Genomic DNA, 22,489 nt, shown 5'->3' with positions numbered 1-22,489 from the left:
GATCGTCGCCAAACGCTCGAATACGAGTAGAATCAACACCGTGCGCCATGTCCACCAAATTTAAACCGGACAGCAGTGGGCCTGTCCCGGGCATCTGCCACCGATTGATTCTACGATACGTGATTGGATCCTCGGCACAGGGCCGAGGGATGACGTGCAGGATACGGCAATCTCGCGCCGTAGGCCTAAAGCACCTTCTCCATGAATAGGCTGAGCGGATCCGGCCTGTAGGGCGCAAAGGCCTCGATCTCCACAAACCCCGCCTTGCGATAGAGACCGATCGCCTCCGGCTGGCTGATACCGGTTTCGAGACGGATGGCGGAAAGGCCAAGCTCGGCGCCGCGCGCGACAAGCGTGTCCATGATCAGCTTGCCGATCCGCAATCCCCGTGCATCGGGATCGACGAACATGCGCTTCACCTCCGCCGTGCCGTCTCCCGCCTCCACCAGCGCGCCGCAGCCGACCACGCGGCCATCGTGCCGGGCCACGAAAAACGAGACATTGTCCTGCTCGAGCGCGCCGATATCGACCAGATGATTGCTCTCGGCCGGGTAAAGCGAGGCCATATAGGCGTTGGAAAGGTCGATGAGGCGCAGAACCGCATCCTGCCGGGGTGTTTCAAGCTTGATTTCGGTGGCCAATGCGATGCCTGCCTTCTCTATAAAATGCGTATTTCGTCGTAATGTCACTGCAATCGGGATAGATGAGTTTCTAGAGCATAATTCCCGACAGAGGCAACACACACCATGAAAACAGCCCTCGTTCTCATGACCTTCCTTGGCTGCGACGACAGCGCCACCGATTGCCATTACCTCGCCACCTCCCAGCAGCGCTGGACGAGCATCGAACTGTGCGACGCCGTGTCGGAAAAGGAGCTGGAGCGTTACGCCAACGCGCCTTACCCCGTGGTGGTGGCCGTGTGCCAGACACCGGGCGAACAGGCTCCGCAGACGGCCGGCACGCAACCTCCCGCCTCGGCGCCGGCCACTGCACCGCAGGCAACGGTGGCTGTTACGCCGAAGGAAGAGGAAAGCCTCACCAAACAGGCAATCAGCCGCGTCAGCCGTATCCTGCCTTCCACCGAAGGCATAAAGCATCTTTTGGGCACACCGGTGAGGATGGTTGAAAACAGCTATTCGTGGATCGCCAAGCGGTTCGATAAGTGAGGCGATTGGGAAAAAGCGGCGGCGGTTTACTTTGCCGATGCGAGGTAGAGATTTCCTCTAACAGCAAAGCCCCCACTTCCCTCATTCCTGTGCTTGTCACAGGAATGAGGGTGAGAGGATGCACCCGCGAAATACCCGGACCTCACGCCGCCTCCACCGTCAGCGCTTCCGCATAATACCGCGCCTTCTGCCGCTCTTCGGCGATGGCGAGCTTGCGCACGGCATGCAGCAGTTCGAACAGCGTTTCGGAACCGTTGACGTCACGGAAATGCGCCAGCAGTTCCGCCGAGACGGAGGCCGCCACATCAGAGAGCTGCGAGCGGGCGGCACGGCGCCACATCAGCGTCGCCTCCATGAAGACGTCGACAACATCGCCGAAAAGACCGACCGACTGGAACAGCGCCTTCAAGGCATGCGGCCGGCCCGTCGCCAGAATGGCGCGCACCTTGCGGTCATCGAGACCGGACAGATTGACCATGGCCGCCGTGAAGAATTCCAGCCGGCCCGAACAGACAGCATGGATGAGCAGCGCCGGCGTCAGTTCCAGCCGCTGGCGCAGATGCTCCACCAGCGCCGGCAGCTGCGGCGAGGAGACACTGGCGGCGATAAGGATGGTGGCGGAATCTTCCGCCTCGCGGAAAAGACTGTCGGCACGGTTGCGTGCGATCATTGCGTGAACCAGCGCGGAGCCCGCGAGAGCTTCGCTGATGCGCCCCATCAACAGGTGACGTGCATCGGCGGGCAGCGCCTCGCGGCGAAGCAGGAGGTCGCGAATATCGGCGTCCGAGCCATGGCGCTCGGCGATGCGCCTGAGCGAAAACGGCGTGATGAAAGCATCGTCGTTTTCGAGCAGGATGATGGTTTCCGGCAGGTCGCCGACTTCGGCAAGCGCTGCACAGACACCGCGCGGCAGGCCCGGCCTTGCGGCGATAAGCGCGCGCGTCAGGCTTTCGCCGCGCCCGGCGAGATCGACCAGATCGGCCTCGCCGAGAACCGGTGAACGTGCAATGACGGTGCAGGCAATTTCCGGCTGGTCTTCGGCGAGTGAGACGAGAATGGCGCGCGGTGCGTCATGGGCATCCGCCAGCGCTTCGGCAAGCGCCAGCCGCACACGCGGCGAAGGATCGTCGAGCAGATAGGTCATCGCCATATAGGCGGCATCGCGGTTCTCGCGCGCCATGTCGGACTGAAGATAGGCACGGCCGAGAGCATTGGCAGCTTTCGCCCGCTCGGTCGATCCAGCCTTTTCAGACCAGCGAAGAAATGCCTGTACGATCACCTGAGCCTCGAAAACATTCGCAACAATGCATGGCGGCATCATCGCCGCCACCATGTATAAAACTCTAGGCGCAAATGGTTTACGTTTGGTTCACCATAAAAATTAACCGTAGCCGAAGAAGGACTATATTGACGGCGCAGTAGAGGGGCGCTGCAGCTGGAATACATCGCTGCCGCCATCGCAGTAATCCATATAGCCCATGCGCGCCACGGGTCGCGACAGCCCCATATTGATGCGCCCGTCGCGAATGATCGTTTCATCGATATGGATCGCCATGACCTGTCCGATCACCATCCACGAATCCGCCGGCTGGCCGTCAACGTCCTTAAGCTGCTGTATCTGGGTCACGCGGCACTCCAGAACCGCCAGCGCCTCGCCCACGAAAGGCGCATCCACCACCCGCCCGTCGACGGCGGTGAGGCCGGCAAGGGCGAACTCATCGACATCATAACCGACGGGTGCAGAAGACGCATTCATCCGCTCCACCAGATGGCGGCTGACGAGATTGGCGGTGAAGACGCCGGTTTCCTCGACATTGCGCAGGCTGTCCTTCCTGCCGCTGGAGGAAAACATCACAAGCTTTGGCCGGTCCGAAATCGCATTGAAGAAGGAATAGGGCGAGAGATTGAGGGAACCGTCCCTGCCCTTCGAGCCGATCCAGCCGATCGGACGCGGTGCGACGATGGCCTTGAACGGATCATGCGGCAGGCCATGCTGGTTGGTGTCCGTGGTGTAGAACATCAAACGTCCCCGACCCAGGTGACGACATCGGCAAGCTCCGGCCGCGGCCGCTCCACCGGCGGGAATGTCGTCGAGCCGATATGAATGAACCCGGCCACCTTCTCTTCCGCGCCGACCTCGATTTCCGCGAGAAATGCGGAATCGAAAGCAAACCATTCCGTCAGCCAGTTCGCGGCAAAACCGCTGGCATTGGCGGCGAAGATGAGGTTGAGGCACACAGCACCGGCGGACATGACCTGTTCCCATTCCGGAATCTTGAAATGCGGCTTTGCGGTGCTGATGACGGCGATAACGACGGGCGCGCGGGTGAAGCGGGTGCGTTCCGCTTCCTGCTGCTGCAGGTCCAGTTCCGGGTTCTTTTCAAGCGCGATCCTCAGCGCCGTCTCACCGAGACGCACACGCTCCTCGCCGCGATAGACGACGAAGCGCCAGGGGGCGAGCTTGCCATGGTCAGGCACACGCACGGCAAGGCGCAGGATGTCCTCGATTTGCCCCTTCGAAGGCCCCGGCTCGGCAAGTTGCAGGGCGGGCGTGGAACGGCGAACCTTGAGATAATCGAGGAGCTTGATATCATTTGTCATGATCAAAAATCTTCCATTCTGCTGTCATCGCAAAAACATGGGCCTTGAAATAGCCACGGCATTGGTTTTGAAGTGATCCGGGAAAATCAAGAAGTCAATCGGTATCGAAAATGTCGGCAATCAAAATCGCGGCACGTCTGACCATTGCATGTGCCGTGCTTGGTCTTTTATCGCAAGCCGCTTTTTCACAGGACGCCTTCAAAGACTTCAAGCAGCTCGGCGGTACGCCGAAAATGCCGAAGCTGAACGCTTTCACCGCCCCTTCCGCACCCAACGCCCCGGAAAGCACCGCCCGCGATATCAACATGGAAGCCAAGCTGACCAGCGAAGGCGAAGCGGTGAAGGAAGGCCTGTCCTGGCGCGTCTTCAGCCCCATTCCCGGCGCGGACGGCAAGTTGCCGATGCTGGCAAGTTCGGAAGGCGGCTCGGCGGAATTCCATCTGGTGCCGGGCGAATATTTCGTCAACGTCGCCTTCGGCCGTGCGGGCGTCACCAAGAAACTCAATGTCCCGACCTCCGGCAATGTGCAGAAACAGGTGCTGATTCTCGATGCTGGCGGCTTCGTGCTGAATGCGGTTGCGGGCTCCGACAAGCAGATTTCCGGCAACCAGCTCAAATTTTCCGTCTATTCGTCAGACGCCCGCCCCGATGGCGAACGCGGCCTCGTTATGGCCGATATCAAGCCCAACACCATCGTGCGCCTGAATGCCGGCACCTATCACGTGGTTTCCGAATATGGCAACGTCAACGCGGTGGTGCGCGCCGACATCCAGGTGGAAGCCGGCAAGCTGACGGAAGCGACGCTCCAGCATCAGGCCGCTCAGATCACCCTCAAGCTCGTCTCCGAAGAAGGCGGCGAAGCCATTGCCGATACGGCCTGGTCGGTGCTCAACGGCGGCGGCGACGTGGTGAACGAAAGCGTCAGCGCCTTTTCGACCATGGTGCTGGCGGAAGGCGAATATACCGCCATCGCCCGCAACAAGGACAAGGTCTACCAGCGCAACTTCAAAGTGACCTCCGGCCGGGATTCGGACGTGGAAGTGCTGATGAAGGATCAGGCGCCGGAAGATATGACCGGGGATTTCGAGTAGGCGTCGCCTACATCTCATACGTCATGCCGGACTTGATCCGGCATCCAGCCACGACGCGTCTGCGTCGTGAAGAGAGTCTTTCGCGATCAAGGACTTGATCGCGCTGGACCCCGGATCTAGTCCGGGGTGACGGAGGTGAATGCGTCGCCTTTGGCAGTGAAATTACCCGCACACCCCCAAAAACAAAACGGCCCCCGAAGGGGCCGTAACTGTTATTAAGCAACCTGCTTTTTCGCCGCAAGCTTGCGCTTCACATCCGGCGGCGTCGCCTCGTCCACGAGGCTCGTAATCGCATCTTCCAGCGACATCGGCGTCTGGTTCTGCGAACCGAGACGGCGGATGTTGACGGTGCGCTCTTCCGCCTCTTTCCGTCCGCAGACGATGATGACCGGAACCTTGGTCACCGAATGCTCGCGGATCTTGTAGTTGATTTTCTCGTTGCGGAAGTCGGTCTCGACCGCCATGCCCGCTTCGCGCAGCGCTTCGGCGACTTCGCGGCCGTAATCATCTGCATCCGAGGTAATCGTCGCAACCACGACCTGAAGCGGCGCAAACCACAGCGGCATATGGCCGGCGAAGTTCTCGATGAGAATGCCGAGGAAACGCTCCATCGAGCCGCAGATAGCGCGGTGGATCATGACAGGCTGGGTCTTCTCCGAGTTCTGGTCGATATAGAAGGCACCAAAACGTTCCGGCAGGTTGAAGTCCACCTGCGTCGTGCCGCACTGCCATTCACGGCCGATGGCGTCCTTCAGCGTATATTCGAACTTCGGCCCGTAGAACGCGCCCTCGCCCGGCAGGATGCCGGTCTTGATGCGGCCTTCGGACTGTTCCTCGATGGTCTTCAGAACATCCATCATCACGCTTTCGGCGCGATCCCACAGATCGTCGGAACCGACGCGCTTTTCCGGGCGCGTGGAGAGCTTGACGACGACTTCGCTGAAACCGAAATCCTCGTAGACGGACAGGATGAGGTCGTTGATGCGCAGGCATTCCGCCGCCATCTGCTCTTCCGTGCAGAAGACATGCGCATCGTCCTGCGTGAAGCCGCGAACGCGCATCAGGCCGTGCAGAGCGCCCGAAGCCTCATAACGATGCACGGTGCCGAATTCCGCAAGGCGGACGGGCATTTCACGGTAAGACTTCAAGCCATGCTTGAAGATCTGTACGTGACCCGGGCAGTTCATCGGCTTCAAGGCGAAGACGCGCTGATCGGCTTCCTCGTCATCGGGATGGGTGAAGGCATGGGCGGATTTCACCGCGAACATGTTTTCCTGATACCAGCCCCAGTGACCGGAGGTTTCCCAGAGCGACTTGTCCAGCACCTGCGGCGCGTTGACTTCCTGATAGGCGTTGGCGAGCCGGCGGCGCATATAGGCCGTCAGCGTCTGGAACATCCGCCAGCCCTTCCCGTGCCAGAAGACGACGCCCGGGCCTTCTTCCTGGAAATGGAACAGGTCCATTTCGCGGCCGAGGCGGCGGTGGTCGCGCTTTTCTGCTTCGGCCAGCACGTGGAGATAATTGTCCAGCTCTTCCTGCGTCGCCCAGGCGGTGCCGTAGATGCGCGACAGCATCGCATTGTTGCTGTCACCGCGCCAATAGGCCCCGGCCACCTTCATCAGCTTGAAGGCCGTGCCGATCTGCCCCGTGGACGCCATATGCGGACCACGGCAGAGATCGAACCAGTCACCCTGATAATAGATCTTCAGGTCCTGACCTTCCGGAATGGCGTCGACCAGCTCGACCTTGTAGTTCTCGCCCTTGGCGGCGAACACTTCCTTGGCCTTCTCGCGCGACCAGACCTCGCGGGTAAACGGCTTGTTGCGCAGAATGATTTCCTTCATGCGCTTTTCGATCTTCGGCAGATCTTCCGGCGTGAAGGGTTCGTTCTTGGCGAAGTCGTAATAAAAGCCGTTCTCGATGACAGGGCCGATCGTCACCTGCGTGCCGGGCCACAGTTCCTGCACGGCTTCGGCCATGACGTGGGCGGCATCGTGGCGGATGAGTTCCAGCGCACGGCCGTCTTCACGCGTGACGATCTCGATTTTGCCATCGGTGATGGTCTCGGACAAATCGCGCACGGTGCCGTCAAGCGCAATGGCGACAGCCTTCTTGGCAAGCGATTTGGAAATGGATTCGGCGACCTCGCGGCCGGTCGTACCGGCGGGGTAGCTGCGCACGGATCCATCGGGAAATGTAAGGGAAACAGCTTCAGACATTGTCTAATCTCCTGTCCAGTCCCGCCAACGAATGCGGGTGGTGTTGGAATAATGATTTGCCCGCGACAAGCGGACAGGCAGGCTGATAAAGGCTTTTGCCATTGCAGTCAAAGGCGAAGGATCGCTCAGCGAAGCATTTGCGCGAGACCATTGACCGTATTGGCGTTGCGGGTCGTGCCGATACCGAGCCTTTTGGTGGTCAGCACGGATAGCAGCCTGCTCTCGCTCGGCTTGCCGCAAAAATCGATCCATAGATCGCCGCCGGCGAGAGCGATCTTCTCCCTCCCACGGTACTTCTCCAGCAATTCGAGGACGCCGTTGTCCAGCGGCGCGCGCATCACGCGAACGCAGACATCCGGCGGATTGCCTTGGGCGAAGGGATTATCCGCCGCCAGTTTCAGCCAGTCGCCGCCCGAACGAACGAGAATATCGACATGTTTGCCGAAGCGGTCTTCGAAGGCGCGCTCCAGCCTGTCCTCAATCTCACGAACAGGTGCCGCCCCGGCGCGAAAAACCAGATTTCCAGTCGCGACCAGCGTTCTGCATTCGGCAAATCCCAGCTCTTCCGCCAAGGCCCTGAGATCGGCCATGACGAGCCGCCTGCCCGCGCCGAGCACGATGCTGTGCAGCAGGGCCACATAGTCATTCATCGATGCAGGCTCCAGTAACGCCAGGGCATCCACCAGCGCCTGCCGCCATCGATCACTTCCGGCACCGGGTCCAGGCCGCTGGTGCCGCCCGGCCCACAGCGCGCAACGCGAAACAGCGTCATCCAGCCGCCGGCCCACAGCCCGTGTCGGGCAATGGCTTCATAGCCATATTCGGAACAGGTGGGGATATGGCGACAGGAATTCCCGATGAAGCCGGATAGGGTCAGCTGATAAAGCCGGATGAAACCGACGCCCAGAAGCCGCCCCGGCGTTTTGGCAAAGCTGCCCGCCCAGTTGCGGGATCGGCCCGCTTTTTCCGCCGTCTGCTGGTGCCGGCAGCCCGGTTCGCCGCACATCGCCTAACCTGCGGCGTTGAGAGCCGGCCGCCCTTCGATCTGGTCGAGCGCATCGACCACCGCTTCGAAGGTCAGCATGGTGGAGGCATGGCGCGCCTTGAAATCTCGGACGGGCTGAAGCACCCGCATGTCTTCGAAACGGCCCGCCGGCCCCTCACCGTCCTGTTTCAGCATGGCGAGCATGTCTTCCCGCGCCTGCCGGATTTCGCCGCTGGAAGCCCCGATGATGTGGTGCGCCATGATGGAGGCGGAGGCCTGGCCGAGCGCGCAGGCGCGAACCTCATGCGAAAACGCCGTCACGATGCCGCCTTCGACCTTCAGATAGACCTTGAGCTTAGAGCCGCACAGCCGGGAGTGTTTCTCGGCGCTGGCGTCGGCATCCTCAAGAACGCCGATGAGCGGAATATTCCCGGCAAAGTCCAGAATGCGATTATTATAGATATCGTCCATCGTCGGTGCCCGGCGCGCTCGAGATTGCCCAAAAACAGGACAGGTCAAATTTTTCAAACACAGCGTTTGTCGCAGTGAAGCTTTCCTGCCCTCCATTCTCATTATATGCTAACGAGCTTTCTGGACATCAAGCCGTGATGAAATTAACGGCTCCGATACCGAAATAACAGCATCGGTCTTGCCAAAATGCTGTAAAACAACCAGATAGCAGCAACTGCGAACATGAGTTCGCGATGAAAAACGAATTCAGGTGCGGCCTTTACCCGCATCGGGAGAGACGGAATGGATGCGATCGTGAAGAATTTCCCCGGCGCTGGCGCAAAACCCGACGTGGCAGAAGCTCGCCCAAGCCAGGCCGAAGCGGAAGAAGCAGTGCGCGTTCTTCTGCGCTGGGCAGGAGAAAATCCCGCCCGCGAAGGACTTCTGGATACGCCGAAGCGCGTCGCCAAGGCCTATCGCGAGCTTTTTGCCGGTTATGAGCTGAACGTTCAGGACGTGCTCGGCACGACCTTCGAGGAAGTCGGCGGTTATGACGATGTTGTGCTGGTGCGCGACATCCCCTTCTTCTCCCATTGCGAACACCATATGGTGCCGATCGTCGGCAAGGCCCATGTCGCCTATCTTCCGGCCGGCCGCGTGCTCGGCCTGTCGAAGATCGCCCGCGTCGTCGAAATCTTCGGCCGCCGCCTGCAGACGCAGGAAAACATGACCGCGCAGATCGCCAGATCGATCGAGGAAACCCTGAAACCGCGCGGCGTGGCCGTCATGATCGACGCCGAACATATGTGCATGTCCATGCGCGGCGTAAACAAGCAGGGGTCGACGACGCTGACCACCAGCTTCACCGGCACGTTCAAGAACGATCCGGCCGAACAGGTGCGCTTCATGACCATGGTGCGGAACCGCTAAGCGCTGGACCGAAAAGTGTAGCGCGGGTTTCCGAGAAACCCGATGCCCAGACAAATTTTGGAGTGGCGGACTGATTCCATTGCCTCCGCCGCTCTGAAACCTTCCGCTTTTCTCCCGGGGTAGCCATGTCCATTTCGTTTCCGTCCGCACCTGCGGACAAGGAAGTGCTCGAAAACGCAGGTCTTTTTTCGCCGAAATTCGATGCCCACGGCCTCGTCACCGCCGTGGTCACCGATGCCCGTGACGGCGAGTTGCTGATGGTCGCCCATATGAATGCGGAAGCTCTGTCGCTGACGCTGGAGACCGGCATCGCCCACTATTACAGCCGTTCGCGCGACAAAATCTGGAAGAAGGGCGAAACGTCAGGCAATCTGCAGACGGTGAAGGAATTCCGCACCGATTGCGATCAGGACGCCGTGTGGCTGAAGGTCTCCGTCGCCGGCCATGACGCGACCTGCCATACCGGCCGCCGCTCCTGTTTTTATCGCACCGTCGAGCTCTCCAACGGCGATGCGGTCACGAAGATCACCGACGACACCCGCCATTTCGATCCGGCCACAACCTATTCGGACACATAAACGGCCACCTTCCATCGGCCGCACCAATTTGCTACCAATATAGCGGGCTTCAGGGATTTGAGGGGAGCCTGAGGAACTGGCAGGGAGTGCGGTCATGTTGGGATGGGGAAATCGTCACAATCAACTTGCGGCTGGAAATCCCGAAGCCACCGGCAATGAGCCGCCCGTCACCCAGATCGTCGACAAACACCGGATAGCGCTCGCCCTTGGCGGCGGCGCAGCTCGCGGCTGGGCCCATATCGGCGTCCTGCGGGCACTGGACGAGGCTGGCGTGAAGATCGGCATGATTGCAGGCACGTCGATTGGCGCGCTGGTGGGCGGTTGTTATCTCGCCGGCAAGCTCGATGAGCTGGAGGAGTTCGCCCGTTCGCTGACGATGCGCCGTATTGCCGGCCTGCTCGATCTCACCATCGGCGGCGGCGGGCTCTTCGGCGGCATGCGGCTGACCAAACGCATGCAGGAACATCTGGAAGGCCTGCGCGTCGAAAACCTCGACCATCCCTTCATCGCCGTCGCGACGGAACTGCGCACCGGCCACGAGGTCTGGATTCACCAGGGCGATCTCGTCACCGCGCTGCGCTCGTCCTATGCCCTGCCCGGCATCTTCGAACCCGTGCAGTGCAACGGCCGCACGCTGATAGACGGCGCGCTCGTCAACCCCGTGCCGGTTTCGGTCTGCCGGGCCTATGAGCAGGCGCTGGTCGTTGCCGTCAATCTGAATTACGACCTTTTCGGCCGTTCCGCCGTGGTCAAGCACGCCGCCTCGCCATCGCATGGCGGCGCAGCACCGGCGGTGGAAAGCCCGCCGCGTCCCGGCCTGCCGGGCGTCATGGTGCAGGCGTTTAACATTATTCAGGACCGGATTTCGCGCTCGCGCCTGGCGGGCGATCCTCCCGACCTGATGATGCATCCCCGCATCAACGATATCGGCCTCTCGGAATTCCATCGCGCCAGCGAAGCGATCGACCGGGGATATGAGGAAACGCGCTCCCGCATTCCGGAGCTTGAACGCATGCAGCAGGCATTCCGCCGCTGATGCGCGAGACCCTCGCCTCATTCCTGTGCTTGTAACAGGAATGAGGGAAGTAATACGCTTCGCGAACTAACTCACCCGGCAATATAGGCCTTGATGTGCTCCGCTTCGGCTTCGATCTCGCCGATCCGCGCCTTCACCACGTCACCGATGGAAATGATGCCGGCAAGGCGGCCATTCTCTTCAACCGGCACATGCCTGAAGCGTCCGCCCGTCATGATTTCCATCAGCTCATCGGTGGTGGAATTGTGATGACAGCGAATGACGTTCTTGGTCATGGCCACCGACACGGATTGTTGGAGGGAAGCGGCACCCTGGCCCGCCACGGCCTTTACGAGATCGCGCTCGGTGAAGATGCCGAGAACGACGCCATCTGCGTCGGTCACGACGACGGAACCGATCTTATGCGCGTGCAGCGTTCCCGCCGCCTCACCGATGCTGACCTCAGGATTGACAGTCACGACGTCCCGGCCCTTGCGGTCGAGAAGATCCTTTACGAATGTTGGCATGCCTTCCTCCTCTTTTCAGCGATACGCAGCGCCGCAGTCTCCCCCGGCGGTTGCAAATCATGGGATATCGTGCGCTGAGGTCCGCATGAATGCAATCCCGGATGGGACGCGCGAAAGCAAATTTGCGCCACGGCCGACAAGGAGCGTGATCGGCTCAGGCCAGTCGTCGATCGAAAAGCCCGAAGAACAGGAAGCCGAGCAGAAAGCCGAAAACATGCGCATCCCAGGCGATTTCACCGCCGACATCGCCGAACAGCGGCACACCGACAGCGATCAGCACATTGCCGAACAGCCACATCAGCGTGAAGATCAGCACGGTGCGGTTGGAAAGCGCCGCAAGAATGCTCTGCCGCGGCATCAGATGGCCGAAGGAAGCGCTATATCCGCCACGCGCAGGGAAAGCGAAGCGGCAGGCTGCCCCCATCAACGCCGAAACGACACCCGACGCCCCGATCAGCACGGTCACATCGCCCCAGTTCAGCGCCGCATGGCCGAAGGCGGAAACGGCGGCGGAAATGCACCATAACAGCACGAAGCGCACTGTTCCGATCCGGCGCAGAACCGGCGCGCCGAAGGCCATCAGCCACAATCCGTTAAAGAGAATGTGCTCGATGCCGCCATGCAGGAAAGAATAGGTCACCGGCGTCCAGAGCCATTCCAGCCCCTGCTGGGAAAACGGCACCGCATAACGCAGCGGAATGAAGCCGAAGGTGAAGATGAACCAGCCATTGCCTTCCTCTGACAGAATATAGGCGGGAATGACATAAGCGACGATCAGCGCGGCCAGAATGCCGACCAGCAGCGATGGCAGGTTGAAGACGGGATTGTTCGTGTCGTCTTTCGGCTCCGGCGTTTCCGAAACCGGCGGCTGTTCGCCGTCCCCATAGGACATGATCCCATCCCTGTCTTGGTCGAATTTTGCGTTCCCCGAGCAATATAGGAAGCCCGAACGAAAAAAAAGCCGTCCCGCCCTGGAAGCGCTCGACGCCCAAACCGCTATCGGCAAGGACGCCTGGCCGCGGGCGGTCCGGCTTGCGGGCCCGCCTTAAAATAACAGGCGACGCCATTGAATTGTGCTGACGGAGCTTTCCCCGACATGGCCGCTCCGATGCCACGACTATCGCCATCGGGCAATATCAACCCTTTGTTAACCTTAATAAATCCACTTGGCACGAAAATCGCTACACCTCCAGATACAGACGTTCGGATGGACATGATGTCCCAAAAACGAACATGGAGAGATGCTATGAAGAGCATGGCCGGACTGGACATATATGCCTATTGGGATGAACTGCGCGGCAAGCGATCGGCCCCGCGACGCGAGGACCTCGATCCAGCAAAGCTGAAACATCACCTTGGCGATCTTTTTATCCTCACGGACAAGGGAGAGAATACCCCGTTCTTCCGCCTTGCCGGTACTCGTCTTTGCGATCTGTTCGGCCGGGAATTGCGGGATCGCCCGTTTTCGGAATTGTGGCAGCCGGCCAATGCCGTCTTTCCCTGCCGCGTCGCGCGCGGCATCCTGCACCACCAGTTACCCGTGGTCTTCGATGTCGAGGCGGAGGACGGCCATGGCGCCGCACCGCTGGCATTCGAAATGCTGCTCCTGCCGCTTCGCACCGATCCCGACGCCGCCCCAAGGTTGCTCGGGGCGCTGCTTGCAGAGCGGCCAAGACACGAATTCGCCGCGCCAATCCAGTGCCTGTCCATAAAAAGCAGCCGCCTGCTGCGCCTGGACATCGCCCCGGCAGGGTTTCCGGTGAACAAGGGGGCCGAGGATACACCGCGCGCCGAAAGCTGCTGACGGACCTGTTCCAACGCTCCCGCCCCTCCGGGAGAGGTCCGACAGCGCCGGAATCTCAAAAAAATACGTCAGAACTGCAACAATATTGCCGATCAGAAAAATTGTAGAGGTTAAACAATACAGTCTGTTAACTCGCGCAAGGTAGAAATTTACCGTCATCATTCATTACAATTGCGCTGCCCATGTTTTCGTCCCGCTCGGTCAACACCGCCCAAATCCTGCGTCCGGTTGAGGAAGCTCATCTCGACGACGCCGTCCGTGTGTCCTTCACCGGCCGCCTGATGTTGCCCGACCATGAAGAATATGATTGCACCGCGACCGAGATGACCGCCGAAAGGGCGCAGTTCACCTGCTCGGGCATTGCCCGCCACGGTGACCGCGTCATCGCCTATCTCCAGCATATCGGTCGGATCGAAGGCACGGTGACATCGCTCACCGCATCGGGCTTCCTCATCGCCATCAACGCGCCGGAGCGCAAGCGGGAAAAACTCACCGCGCAGCTCGCCTGGATCGCCAAGCGTCAATTGCTCGGCCTGCCGGAAGACCGCCGCCACGACCGCCTGACGCCGCGCAATGCGAGAGCCCAGCTCGTTCTGGAAGACGGCGTGCTCGTCGCCTGCCGGCTGATCGACCTTTCCCTGTCGGGTGCGGCAATCGAGATCGAAAACCGGCCGCCACTCGGAAGCCGGGTCCAGCTAGGCAAGAACATGAGCGGCAAGATCGTGCGCCACTTCATGGAAGGCGTCGCCGTGGAATTCGACCGCGTCCAGTCACCCGACGCACTGATCGAATTTCTCTAACTCATTCCACCCGGACACGGCAGGTTTTGCGCCCGTAAGAATGCGTGCAGCATTTTTGGCGCGTTTTGCGCTCGACCCAATCGCATAATTGCGAAGATTCCCGGACGGTGCCTTGACGGGCTATGTTCTGTCTTCGGCCATATCGGGCCGCTCCTGTCGTCAGGTTCTTCATTCTCATTTCTCGTTACCGAACTTCCATTTTCACGCCCTGACGCCTACGGCAGACCGGCCTGGATCCATCATAGTCGGTAAAAGGGATGAGCGCGGCGGAACATGTTGCGCCATTGGCCAGCTCATCCACGGCGCGAAAACCGCTCCGCAAAACTTTTTTCCAGAAAAAATGCAGTTTTTTTGAAGTTTTTTTGTCGCTTTTTCCGGCCTGTATCAGCCTGAAACAGCCATCCCAAAACGGGAAATCCAGCTCTTCGCCACGCGCCGCAAGCCGGCCGCACACGATCACGGAAACCGCAGCACGCGGAAAATGGCTGTCAATACAGCGGTCTAGATGGCTACCAAAAACCTAAAGCCACGATGCGTAAAATTTTAATAAAATTTGCTTCAAAGACGCATAAAAACTAGTTCGAATACAGTTCAAAACAACGGCTAATTTGCTGAAATTTAAGCTCAAATTGCGCTTCGCAAATTTCCGCCGGGTCAAAATATACCTGCGAATGTCTTCTCACCACGGGGAGACAAGCAATGAACAAGAACAACCGTTTCGTTTTCACTCTGATCGCATTCATCGTCAGCGCCTTCGCGCATCAGGCAAGCGCCTCGCCGGCCGCCGTCATGCGCGTCATCGGCAAGGCCAACCCGCCGATCGGCCACTATGAATTCTGCCAGACCTATCAGAGCGAATGCCAGCCGACCTCGCTGGACAACGGCCCGATGAAGCTGACCGAAGAGCGCTGGAAGACGATGCTCGACGTCAACTACACCGTCAACACCACCATCACGCCGATGACCGACATGGAAATCTATGGCGTTGAAGAACGCTGGGCCTATCCCACCACGGTCGGCGATTGCGAAGACTTCGTGCTCCTGAAGCGCAAGATGCTGATGAACAAGGGCTTCTCCGCCTCCAACCTGTTGATCACCGTGGTTCTGCAGCCGAATGGCGAAGGCCACGCCGTTCTGACCGTCCGCACCGATCGTGGCGATTTCGTTCTCGACAACATGCGCAACAAGGTCATGAACTGGTCTGAAACCGAATATACCTACCTGAAGCGCCAGGACACCGCCAATCCCGGCCGCTGGGTGAAAATTCAGGATGGCCGCGCCACCACTGCGGTCGGCGGCATCAACTGAAGCCAGAAAACGACCCGTCTCCCCCCAAAAGAAAAAGCCGGCTCCGCAAGGATGCCGGCTTTTTCATTGTCAAATCCGTTAAGCGTCAGAGCAGCCCAAGCTCCGCCAGTTCCCGCCTGAGATCGGAAGGCATGTCCTCGCCGCCCGTGCCGCCGCCGAGATCGCGGGGCGCCTCGTCGTCCTTCAAGTAACGCCAGCCCTGAAACGGGCGCTTCGGCGCAGGTGAGGTTTCGATGACCTCCGGGCCGAGAATGAGATCGCAGCGGGAAATACCGTCTTCGCCCTTGAAGGAGCGGATATGGAGAAGTTTCTGCCGCGCCTGCACCTGCCCCTTGATGACCCAGTAGAGCGAACCGCCCTCGAGCAATTCCTCGACACGTTTCGGGATCATCCGGGTTGTGTGGACGCTGTGCGGCTCGAGGCCTGCGGCTATTGCGGTGAGCGCACGATGCGCGACCCAGTCTCTCAAGTCCTGGATTGAATCCGCACCGACGCAAAGTTTGATGAGATGTAAAGGCATGGTTCTATCAATGCCTTTTTGCGGCGGGCGTCAAGCATGGCAACCATGCCTGACGCCCTGCCCGTTCAGCACTCCACAACGTTCACGGCAAGGCCGCCGGTGGAGGTTTCCTTGTATTTCTCGCTCATGTCGTTGCCGGTCTGGCGCATGGTCTCGATACAGGCATCGAGCGGCACGAAATGCTGGCCGTCGCCCTTCAGCGCCAGCGAGGCCGCCGTCACCGCTTTCACCGCGCCCATGGCATTACGTTCGATGCACGGCACCTGTACAAGCCCGGCAATCGGATCGCAGGTCATGCCGAGATGATGCTCGAGCGCGATCTCGGCGGCATTTTCCACCTGTTCCGGCGATCCGCCCATGACCGCGGCAAGGCCTGCCGCCGCCATGGCGGAAGCCGAGCCCACCTCGCCCTGACAGCCCACTTCCGCGCCTGAAATCGAGGCATTGTGCTTGATGATGCCGCCAATGGCGGCCGCCGTCAGCAAAAAGTCGCGCACGTCATCGACGCTCGCATCCTCATGGAAATGCCGGAAATATCTGACGGTCGCCGGAACGACGCCTGCCGCACCGTTGGTCGGCGCAGTCACCACGCGGCCACCGGCGGCGTTCTCCTCGTTCACCGCCATGGCGTAGACGCTCAGCCAGTCATTGGCCATGACCGGGTTCAGCCGGTTGCTGCGCCATTCCGCATTCAGCTTCTCGTAAATGGAGCGGGCGCGGCGGCGCACCTTCAGACCGCCAGGCATGATGCCGTCCACCTTCAGCCCGCGCTCGATGCAGCCGTTCATCGCTTCCCAGATCTGGTCGAGACGCTCGTTCAGCTCCTCGCGGGAAACCACCGTCTCCTCGTTGGCCCGCTTCATCTGGGCGATGGTGCGGCCGGAACGGGCCGCCATATCCAGCATTTCCCGCGCGGTGGCGAAGGGATAAGGCACGCGCGGACCGTTATCGATGGTCTTGCCGCGCTGCTTGATCGCCTCGAGCTCCGTATCGGTGACGACGAAACCGCCGCCGACGGAATAATAGATGCGCTTGACGAGCAGCCTGCCCTGATTGTCGAAGGCGGAAAAGATCATGCCGTTGGCATGGCCGGGCAGCGGGTTCTTCTTGTCGAAGACCAGATCTTCGGCCGGGCGGAACACATAGGAAGGATGGCCGGGCGGCGTCACGGTGCCGGCCTTTTCCACCGTCTCGATAATGGCGTCCATCGCATCGGGGTCGACAATATCCGGCCGTTCGCCGGTGAGGCCGAGAATGACGGCACGCCCGGTGCCGTGCCCGATGCCGGTAAAGGCGAGCGAGCCATGCAGGCTGACCTTCAGCTGCGCAACGGCCGCGCCTGCCGGCCGCGGCCACTCATCGCTAAGGATCAGCGCCAGAAAGCGGTTGGCTGCCGTCATCGGCCCCATCGTATGGGAGCTCGAAGGACCGATACCGATCTTGAAGACGTCAAAGACCGAAAGAAACATGAAGTTCGCCTTGAATAAGAATGGATTCCACCACCATCATATCCAAAGCCAAAACGGATCGCCACAAAAGAGCGTCAGCGGTTTGCGCAGCTGCGACATAATTGCCCTCAAACGAAAACAGCACGGTTTCCAAAGGAAAACCGCGCCGTTTCAAAACCCGTCATTCAGGAGAGATGCTTATGGGCTGCCAAAAATGTACGTCAATGCGAGAAAAGCGGCAAAGCCTGCAAGTGCGCGCAAGGTGACGCCCCAGCAGGATTTCTGAGCGGTTTCTTCCATGATTACTCCAGCTATTCACTCTCCGGGCGGTCTTCAAGACCCGGCCCGTTGAGGCAAGCATTTATTAAAATCTGGCGGCGAAGGCAAATGCAAAAAGCGGCTAAATGAAGGCGTTTTCGACAGGCTGCCATTCGCCCCGCGCATAGGTATGTGAAAAAACAAGATGTTAGCATGAGGCCCGTATAAGCGCCATTTGGGGCTTCGCCGCAATTTAGGCTAAAGTGTAACCGTTATTTAAAGCTTTCCTACAAACACCTGTTGAAAACCCCGCCGGCCAAACACTTTACGGTCGAATTTCTTGCGCTGAAGCGTCGCGCCTTGAAAGGGCATGACCTGTGGTTTATCGACGATGGCAACGGCAACGATGCGAGTCACCCCATGCAGCAGGCATCCTCCTTCCCCGATCGCGAAACGGTCGCATCGAAACTCACTTCGCTTGCAAGCGAGGATAAAGCCTGGGTGCTGCTGTTGATGGAAAACGCCCTGCAGGACGAGAACCTGCTGGCTGGCCTCAATCTTTATCTCGACCAGCAGACCAATGCCCGCTTCCTCAACAGCCTGAAGCTGGAAACGACCGGCGAATGGCTTGGCGGCAATGCCCCTGCCCGCCTGCAGATCCGCATCATGGAAACCGCAAGGGCGAGCCAGCACCCCGCTTTTCTCGCCTTCCGCAAGGGACTGACGGCATCGGCCGGTCTCGAAAAAGCCTATCCCAAGGCGCCGATCTGATCGTTCAGGCTAATCCGGCACCCTGTCGACAACAGCGATGATCGGCCCCATCAGGAACAGCGAGTCCCGCCTTTTCATTGCGGGAATATCGACGCTGGATATGGTGCCGTCGAGATAGAGCGCATTCGGCGCGTCCAGCACATCCCTGAACAGCGTGGCGAAATCGTAAAAGCGCACGGTATTTTCCGATATGGCGAAATGCACCATGCCATCGCGGGAAACGCCAACGCCGTTGCGCCGCTTCAGGCTGTCGCTATCGGGCAGAAAGCGCGGATGCAGCTTGCCATCGATGACGAGCATCGGCCCGGATTGGGTGGCGAAGTCCGGCTTGGGATCCGCTGCCAGATAGGCCTGCGTTTCCAGCACGCCGGCCGCGGCCCCCTTCAGATAAAACACGCCATTGGGCAGAAGATGAAAATTGCCCCAGCCGCCGCCGGTGCTGATCGGCGAGCGTTCGATGCCATTTTCGATAAAGAGCCCGACGGGGGAATAGTCCGAATGGTACATGCCGCCGTTCATGGCGAAGACGCTGAACATGTGCTGCCGCCACAGCGCCGACGAGAGAGCGGCGAAGGAGCCATATCCCTGGCCGGAGACATGATCGCGGTCGTATATCCGGATGGTGCTTTTTGCCGGGTCGAAACTGCAGACGGTATAACGACCGCCGGCATGGTCCATGATCCTGCAGAAATCCGCCTGCCCGCCGGCCTGAGCCGAAAATGGCAACAGCAAAGGCAACAGCAGCTTCGCCAGTCTTTTCATCGATCCGTTCATGCCCGCCCCGTGATTCTCGTACGGGCACATTCGCAGGAAAATTCGGTCAAAGAAAAGGCGTCACCCGTGTTTCAGGATGACGCCGGACCTTTAAGGGGAGATGTCGTCAGCGACGGGCGGCGCGGTCCACATTGCGGCCGGCATCCTGCGTCGCGTCGACGGCGTTCGCCGTGTCACGACCCATGCCGCGAATGGTGTTACCACAGGAGCTCAGGGTGACAACGGTCAACAAAGCCACGAAAACGGTCGAAAGAATGCGTGTGATCATGTGAAACTACTCCCCTATGACTTGCCGTCCGAAGGCAAGTACCGATGTGATATGCGTCACAATAACGTGAGTCCGAAAAATCCGTTCCAGCGACATTTCAAAAAATCCTGTCGATGAAAATTAACATGGTTTTGAAGTTCACGCGTGAAACTCGGCGTCTGGATCATGGCTTAGGAAAATCCCGTGGGTGATATGACTGACATCAACAATCGGCTTCTGGTGATGACGGCGGGCGGGGTGAACCCCAATGTCATGATCAATGCGCTGGCGGCCCGATTTCCCGACATCCATGTTTTCATGGAGCAGCCGGAAAGCAAGTCGGTCATTCTCAGGCGGCGCGCGCGACGGCTCGGCTGGATTGTCGCTGCGGGCCAGATGGCGACGATGATCGCCTCGCGGCTCGGCAAACGCTTCACTGTTAGCAGAAGCGATGCGATCATCGCCGAATACGGCCTTTCTCCCGATCTCCATCACAGCCTCCCCGTCACCCAATTCGCCTCGCTCAACGATGAGGAATGCCGCAAGGCCGCCAATCTGCTGAAACCGGCGGCGATCTTCACCATTTCCTGCCGCCTGCTGACGCCGACCACGCTTCAGGCCCTGCAATGCCCGGTCATCAATTTCCATGCCGGCATCAATCCTGCCTATCGCGGGCAGATGGGCGGATACTGGGCGCTGGTGGAAAAAGACCGCGGCAATTTCGGCGCAACCGTGCATCTGGTCGACAAGGGCGTGGATACCGGCGCCACGCTCTACGAGAAGCGGCTGAAACCATCCCCTTCCGACACGATTGCCACCTATCCCCTGCTTTTGACCGCCGCTTCGGTGGATATCGCCATCAGCGCCATCGAGGACGCCCTTTCCGGCAGCCTTGCGCCGCAGCCGCCCTCACCCGGCAAATCGCTACTGCGTTTCCCGCCGACCATCTGGACATGGCTTTGGAATGGCCTGACGAAACGGATCTGGTGAAGCCGCGCGTCAGGGATTGGGGCCGAGCTTCGTCGCAGATGCAAGCCTGTCTTGCCGCAACAGGCACAGACTTCGCCGCAAAATAGGTGCATGATAATAAAAAGGATCACGCACAAATTGCCCGATATCTCCACCGCTTCCATCATTCCCGCCTCCATAGAAGCCTCGCCCGCGCAGGTGCTTGGCTCCACCGACCTTGCCGGTCTCTTTCCGCAGGGTGTGCGCGTCTATCTCACCGACACTGGAGCCGCCTCGCAGGAAAGGCTCGTCGAAGCCGCGGGACATTTGCGCGATCTCGGTTATGAGCCGGTGCCACATCTTGCAGCGCGGCGCATCCCCTCCCGCGCAGCGTTTGAGGAACAGGTAAAACGGCTTGCCGGAGAAGCGGGCGTAACCGATGTTCTGGTTGTCGGCGGCGGCGTCGACCGCCCGGCCGGTCCCTTCGCATCCAGCATGGACATGCTGTCCACCGGCATTTTCGACCGTTGCGGCATAAGGCAGATCGCCATCGCCGGCCACCCGGAAGGCAGCCCGGATTTCAACGACGAAACGGCGATGGCCGCACTCAGGCTGAAACGCGATTTTGCCGAAAGAAGCGATGCCGCAATGCGCATCGTCACCCAGTTCGGTTTCGATCCCGCGCGTTTCATCGCCTGGGCGGAAGGGTTAGCGGCGTCAGGCATCGAGCTTCCGGTGCATATCGGCGTTTCCGGCCCGGCCAAGATCACGACGCTTTTGAAATATGCCGCGCTTTGCGGCGTCGGCAATTCAATCGCCTATCTCAAGAAGAACGCGCTTTCGCTGACAACGCTTGCCAAGGGCCATTCACCGGAAAGCATCGTCGGGCCGATCGAGCGGCACTGGCAGGCCAATCCGCTGGGGCCGATCCGGCAAATTCACGTCTTCCCATTCGGCGGATTGCAGAATTCGGCCGACTGGCTGGTCAAGCGTGGAAGCTGGCAAACCGGCGCGGTGGACCGTTCGGCATCGCCGGATTCGATGACCGGCTAAAACCGCGATTCTAACGGCGCGACGGGCCACGGCCGCCGCGCACCTCGAATATCTCAGGCCGCCTTGGCGACTTCGACAAAAGCGTTTCGAATGCTTTCAGCCACGGCAAGAACAGGGCGGGACGCCTTGTCACCCATGATCAGGCGGATATCGAAACAGCCGAGTTCCGGCAGGCCTTCCTTGTCGCCCAGAATGACCATGTCGTTCTGCACATAGGATCGCGGCAGCGGCGCGATGGCGAGATCGGCGGCAATCGCCGCGCGCTGCGCCATGGTATGGCCGCTGAGATAGGCCACGCGGAAATTACGGCCGCGCTTTTCCAGCGAATGGATCGCTTCCGAGCGCCAGATGCAACCCTCTTCCCAGATGGAGATTGGCAGCGGATCGCGCAGATAGGCCGTGCCACACTTTGCACCCGCCCAGACCAGACGCTCGCGCATCAGCACCTCGCCCGTATCCCGAAGGGGATGAGAGGCACAGTTGACGAGGGCAAGATCGAGCCTTTGCTCATCCATGCGCTTATAGAGATTGGAGCTGGAATCGATGGTGACGTCGATCATGATGCCGGGGAAAGCCTCGGCAAAACGCTTGAGAATGCCCGGCAGCAGGCCACGCTCGCCAATATCCTCCGGCGCACCGAGACGGACGACGCCGGAAAGCTCCGGCATGACGAAACGTGACACAGCCTCGTTGGACAGCGCAATCATGCGCCGCGCATAGGTCAAAAGCGTCTCCCCATGCGCCGTCAATGTCACCGAACGGGCATCGCGCAGGAAAAGCGTCGTTTTCAACTGCTCTTCAAGCTTCTTGATCTGCATGGAAACGGCAGACGGCGTTCTGAACACCACTTCTGCGGCGGTGGAGAAATTTCCCGTTTCCGCGATGGCGACGAAGGTTCTCAATATGTCGTTATCCAGCAACGGCAGCGGTTGGCGGAAAGTCACGGTCATGGCACGCACCTTCAAATATTTTGATTTATAGATGGATATCATTTCG

At 59.8% G+C, this 22,489-nt stretch carries 27 protein-coding genes; 12 read left to right on the top strand and 15 right to left on the bottom strand.

All coding sequences use genetic code 11. The features are described 5' to 3' along the window. Positions 1–185: 185 nt before the first annotated feature. The gene (locus tag BTE54_RS12770; protein ID WP_078052702.1) at positions 186–641 is read right to left on the bottom strand and encodes a GNAT family N-acetyltransferase; all 456 of its coding nucleotides are present in this window, start codon (positions 639–641) and stop codon (positions 186–188) included. Between the two features lie 105 nt (positions 642–746). Here BTE54_RS12770 and BTE54_RS12765 point away from each other — a divergent pair, with 105 nt between their 5' ends. Then, positions 747–1,166 carry a hypothetical protein gene (locus BTE54_RS12765; RefSeq protein ID WP_078052701.1) on the top strand — a complete coding sequence of 140 codons (420 nt, stop codon included), beginning with the start codon at positions 747–749 and terminating at the stop codon, positions 1,164–1,166. A 142-nt stretch (positions 1,167–1,308) separates the two neighbouring features. Here BTE54_RS12765 and BTE54_RS12760 read toward each other — a convergent pair whose 3' ends face one another. The 3 genes from BTE54_RS12760 to BTE54_RS12750 form a co-directional block, all read right to left on the bottom strand. Further along, complete coding sequence (locus BTE54_RS12760; RefSeq protein WP_078052700.1) at positions 1,309–2,499, bottom strand: DUF2336 domain-containing protein; 1,191 nt, start codon at positions 2,497–2,499, stop codon at positions 1,309–1,311. 69 nt (positions 2,500–2,568) lie between these two features. Next, a complete protein-coding gene (locus BTE54_RS12755; protein WP_078052699.1) occupies positions 2,569–3,186 on the bottom strand; it encodes a flavin reductase family protein in 618 nt (205 codons plus the stop codon). After that, positions 3,186–3,767 carry a nitroreductase gene (locus BTE54_RS12750; protein WP_059760236.1) on the bottom strand — a complete coding sequence of 194 codons (582 nt, stop codon included), beginning with the start codon at positions 3,765–3,767 and terminating at the stop codon, positions 3,186–3,188. The genes BTE54_RS12755 and BTE54_RS12750 overlap by 1 nt, the downstream gene beginning before the upstream one ends. Before the next feature lie 110 nt (positions 3,768–3,877). Between BTE54_RS12750 and BTE54_RS12745 the strand changes: the two genes are divergently transcribed. Then, positions 3,878–4,858, top strand: coding sequence for a hypothetical protein (locus tag BTE54_RS12745; protein ID WP_003523389.1), 981 nt, complete (start codon positions 3,878–3,880; stop codon positions 4,856–4,858). A 215-nt stretch (positions 4,859–5,073) separates the two neighbouring features. Here BTE54_RS12745 and thrS read toward each other — a convergent pair whose 3' ends face one another. From thrS to BTE54_RS12725, 4 genes are all read right to left on the bottom strand, one after another. Then, on the bottom strand, positions 5,074–7,077 hold the full coding sequence (gene thrS / locus BTE54_RS12740; protein ID WP_078052698.1) for a threonine--tRNA ligase: 2,004 nt from the start codon (positions 7,075–7,077) through the stop codon (positions 5,074–5,076). A gap of 125 nt (positions 7,078–7,202) precedes the next feature. After that, positions 7,203–7,727 (bottom strand): DUF1697 domain-containing protein, encoded by a 525-nt coding sequence (locus tag BTE54_RS12735; RefSeq protein WP_078052697.1) that lies wholly within the window; start codon positions 7,725–7,727, stop codon positions 7,203–7,205. After that, a complete protein-coding gene (yidD, locus tag BTE54_RS12730) occupies positions 7,724–8,083 on the bottom strand; it encodes a membrane protein insertion efficiency factor YidD (protein ID WP_078052696.1) in 360 nt (119 codons plus the stop codon). The genes BTE54_RS12735 and yidD overlap by 4 nt, the downstream gene beginning before the upstream one ends. Before the next feature lie 3 nt (positions 8,084–8,086). Continuing rightward, positions 8,087–8,533 carry an iron-sulfur cluster assembly scaffold protein gene (locus BTE54_RS12725; RefSeq protein ID WP_065655145.1) on the bottom strand — a complete coding sequence of 149 codons (447 nt, stop codon included), beginning with the start codon at positions 8,531–8,533 and terminating at the stop codon, positions 8,087–8,089. A 282-nt stretch (positions 8,534–8,815) separates the two neighbouring features. Here BTE54_RS12725 and folE point away from each other — a divergent pair, with 282 nt between their 5' ends. The 3 genes from folE (at position 8,816) to BTE54_RS12710 (ending at position 11,056) form a co-directional block, all read left to right on the top strand. Further along, complete coding sequence (folE, locus tag BTE54_RS12720) at positions 8,816–9,442, top strand: GTP cyclohydrolase I FolE (protein WP_003495569.1); 627 nt, start codon at positions 8,816–8,818, stop codon at positions 9,440–9,442. 125 nt (positions 9,443–9,567) lie between these two features. Then, positions 9,568–10,020, top strand: a complete 453-nt coding sequence (hisI, locus tag BTE54_RS12715) for a phosphoribosyl-AMP cyclohydrolase (protein ID WP_065655146.1) — start codon at positions 9,568–9,570, stop codon at positions 10,018–10,020. Between the two features lie 94 nt (positions 10,021–10,114). After that, a complete protein-coding gene (locus tag BTE54_RS12710) occupies positions 10,115–11,056 on the top strand; it encodes a patatin-like phospholipase family protein (RefSeq protein WP_065655147.1) in 942 nt (313 codons plus the stop codon). Between the two features lie 71 nt (positions 11,057–11,127). Here the strand turns inward: BTE54_RS12710 and BTE54_RS12705 are convergent, their stop codons facing one another. Further along, positions 11,128–11,562: a CBS domain-containing protein gene (locus BTE54_RS12705; RefSeq protein ID WP_065655148.1), complete on the bottom strand. Its 435-nt coding sequence runs from the start codon at positions 11,560–11,562 to the stop codon at positions 11,128–11,130. A 154-nt stretch (positions 11,563–11,716) separates the two neighbouring features. Then, positions 11,717–12,454: a rhomboid family intramembrane serine protease gene (locus tag BTE54_RS12700; protein WP_065655149.1), complete on the bottom strand. Its 738-nt coding sequence runs from the start codon at positions 12,452–12,454 to the stop codon at positions 11,717–11,719. 354 nt (positions 12,455–12,808) lie between these two features. Between BTE54_RS12700 and BTE54_RS12695 the strand changes: the two genes are divergently transcribed. The 3 genes from BTE54_RS12695 (at position 12,809) to BTE54_RS12680 (ending at position 15,474) form a co-directional block, all read left to right on the top strand. After that, positions 12,809–13,366, top strand: coding sequence for a PAS domain-containing protein (locus BTE54_RS12695; RefSeq protein ID WP_162934086.1), 558 nt, complete (start codon positions 12,809–12,811; stop codon positions 13,364–13,366). Positions 13,367–13,548: 182 nt separating this feature from the next. Further along, positions 13,549–14,166 (top strand): PilZ domain-containing protein, encoded by a 618-nt coding sequence (locus BTE54_RS12690; RefSeq protein ID WP_065655151.1) that lies wholly within the window; start codon positions 13,549–13,551, stop codon positions 14,164–14,166. Between the two features lie 699 nt (positions 14,167–14,865). After that, the gene (locus BTE54_RS12680; protein ID WP_003523403.1) at positions 14,866–15,474 is read left to right on the top strand and encodes a transglutaminase-like cysteine peptidase; all 609 of its coding nucleotides are present in this window, start codon (positions 14,866–14,868) and stop codon (positions 15,472–15,474) included. 85 nt (positions 15,475–15,559) lie between these two features. On the opposite strand, the gene BTE54_RS12675 is transcribed toward BTE54_RS12680, so the two are convergent. Then, positions 15,560–15,994 (bottom strand): DUF1489 family protein, encoded by a 435-nt coding sequence (locus tag BTE54_RS12675; protein ID WP_078052693.1) that lies wholly within the window; start codon positions 15,992–15,994, stop codon positions 15,560–15,562. Between the two features lie 65 nt (positions 15,995–16,059). After that, entirely contained in the window at positions 16,060–17,463 is a 1,404-nt protein-coding gene (locus tag BTE54_RS12670; RefSeq protein WP_078052692.1) for an L-serine ammonia-lyase, read from the bottom strand. Here BTE54_RS12670 and BTE54_RS25090 point away from each other — a divergent pair. Continuing rightward, a complete protein-coding gene (locus tag BTE54_RS25090) occupies positions 17,462–17,728 on the top strand; it encodes a hypothetical protein (RefSeq protein ID WP_185740874.1) in 267 nt (88 codons plus the stop codon). The genes BTE54_RS12670 and BTE54_RS25090 overlap by 2 nt on opposite strands. 392 nt (positions 17,729–18,120) lie before the next feature. Further along, the gene (locus tag BTE54_RS12660; RefSeq protein ID WP_065655212.1) at positions 18,121–18,471 is read left to right on the top strand and encodes a hypothetical protein; all 351 of its coding nucleotides are present in this window, start codon (positions 18,121–18,123) and stop codon (positions 18,469–18,471) included. A gap of 9 nt (positions 18,472–18,480) precedes the next feature. On the opposite strand, the gene BTE54_RS12655 is transcribed toward BTE54_RS12660, so the two are convergent. Both BTE54_RS12655 and BTE54_RS12650 read right to left on the bottom strand, forming a co-directional pair. Beyond that, positions 18,481–19,245, bottom strand: coding sequence for a phosphodiester glycosidase family protein (locus tag BTE54_RS12655; protein WP_020810643.1), 765 nt, complete (start codon positions 19,243–19,245; stop codon positions 18,481–18,483). A gap of 106 nt (positions 19,246–19,351) precedes the next feature. Continuing rightward, positions 19,352–19,513: an entericidin A/B family lipoprotein gene (locus BTE54_RS12650; RefSeq protein ID WP_003495552.1), complete on the bottom strand. Its 162-nt coding sequence runs from the start codon at positions 19,511–19,513 to the stop codon at positions 19,352–19,354. Between the two features lie 192 nt (positions 19,514–19,705). On the opposite strand from BTE54_RS12650, the gene BTE54_RS12645 reads away from it, so the two are divergent. After that, entirely contained in the window at positions 19,706–20,482 is a 777-nt protein-coding gene (locus BTE54_RS12645; protein ID WP_078052691.1) for a formyl transferase, read from the top strand. Positions 20,483–20,572: 90 nt separating this feature from the next. Continuing rightward, complete coding sequence (locus BTE54_RS12640) at positions 20,573–21,493, top strand: methylenetetrahydrofolate reductase (protein WP_078052690.1); 921 nt, start codon at positions 20,573–20,575, stop codon at positions 21,491–21,493. 53 nt (positions 21,494–21,546) lie between these two features. On the opposite strand, the gene BTE54_RS12635 is transcribed toward BTE54_RS12640, so the two are convergent. Continuing rightward, positions 21,547–22,485 (bottom strand): LysR family transcriptional regulator, encoded by a 939-nt coding sequence (locus tag BTE54_RS12635; RefSeq protein WP_020810641.1) that lies wholly within the window; start codon positions 22,483–22,485, stop codon positions 21,547–21,549. Positions 22,486–22,489: the final 4 nt, after the last annotated feature.

The organism is Agrobacterium sp. YIC 4121, assembly GCF_002008205.1.
Lineage (GTDB): Bacteria > Pseudomonadota > Alphaproteobacteria > Rhizobiales > Rhizobiaceae > Agrobacterium > Agrobacterium leguminum.
Note: the sequence above shows the minus strand (reverse complement) of the source record. Positions and strands in the feature narration are given on the sequence as shown.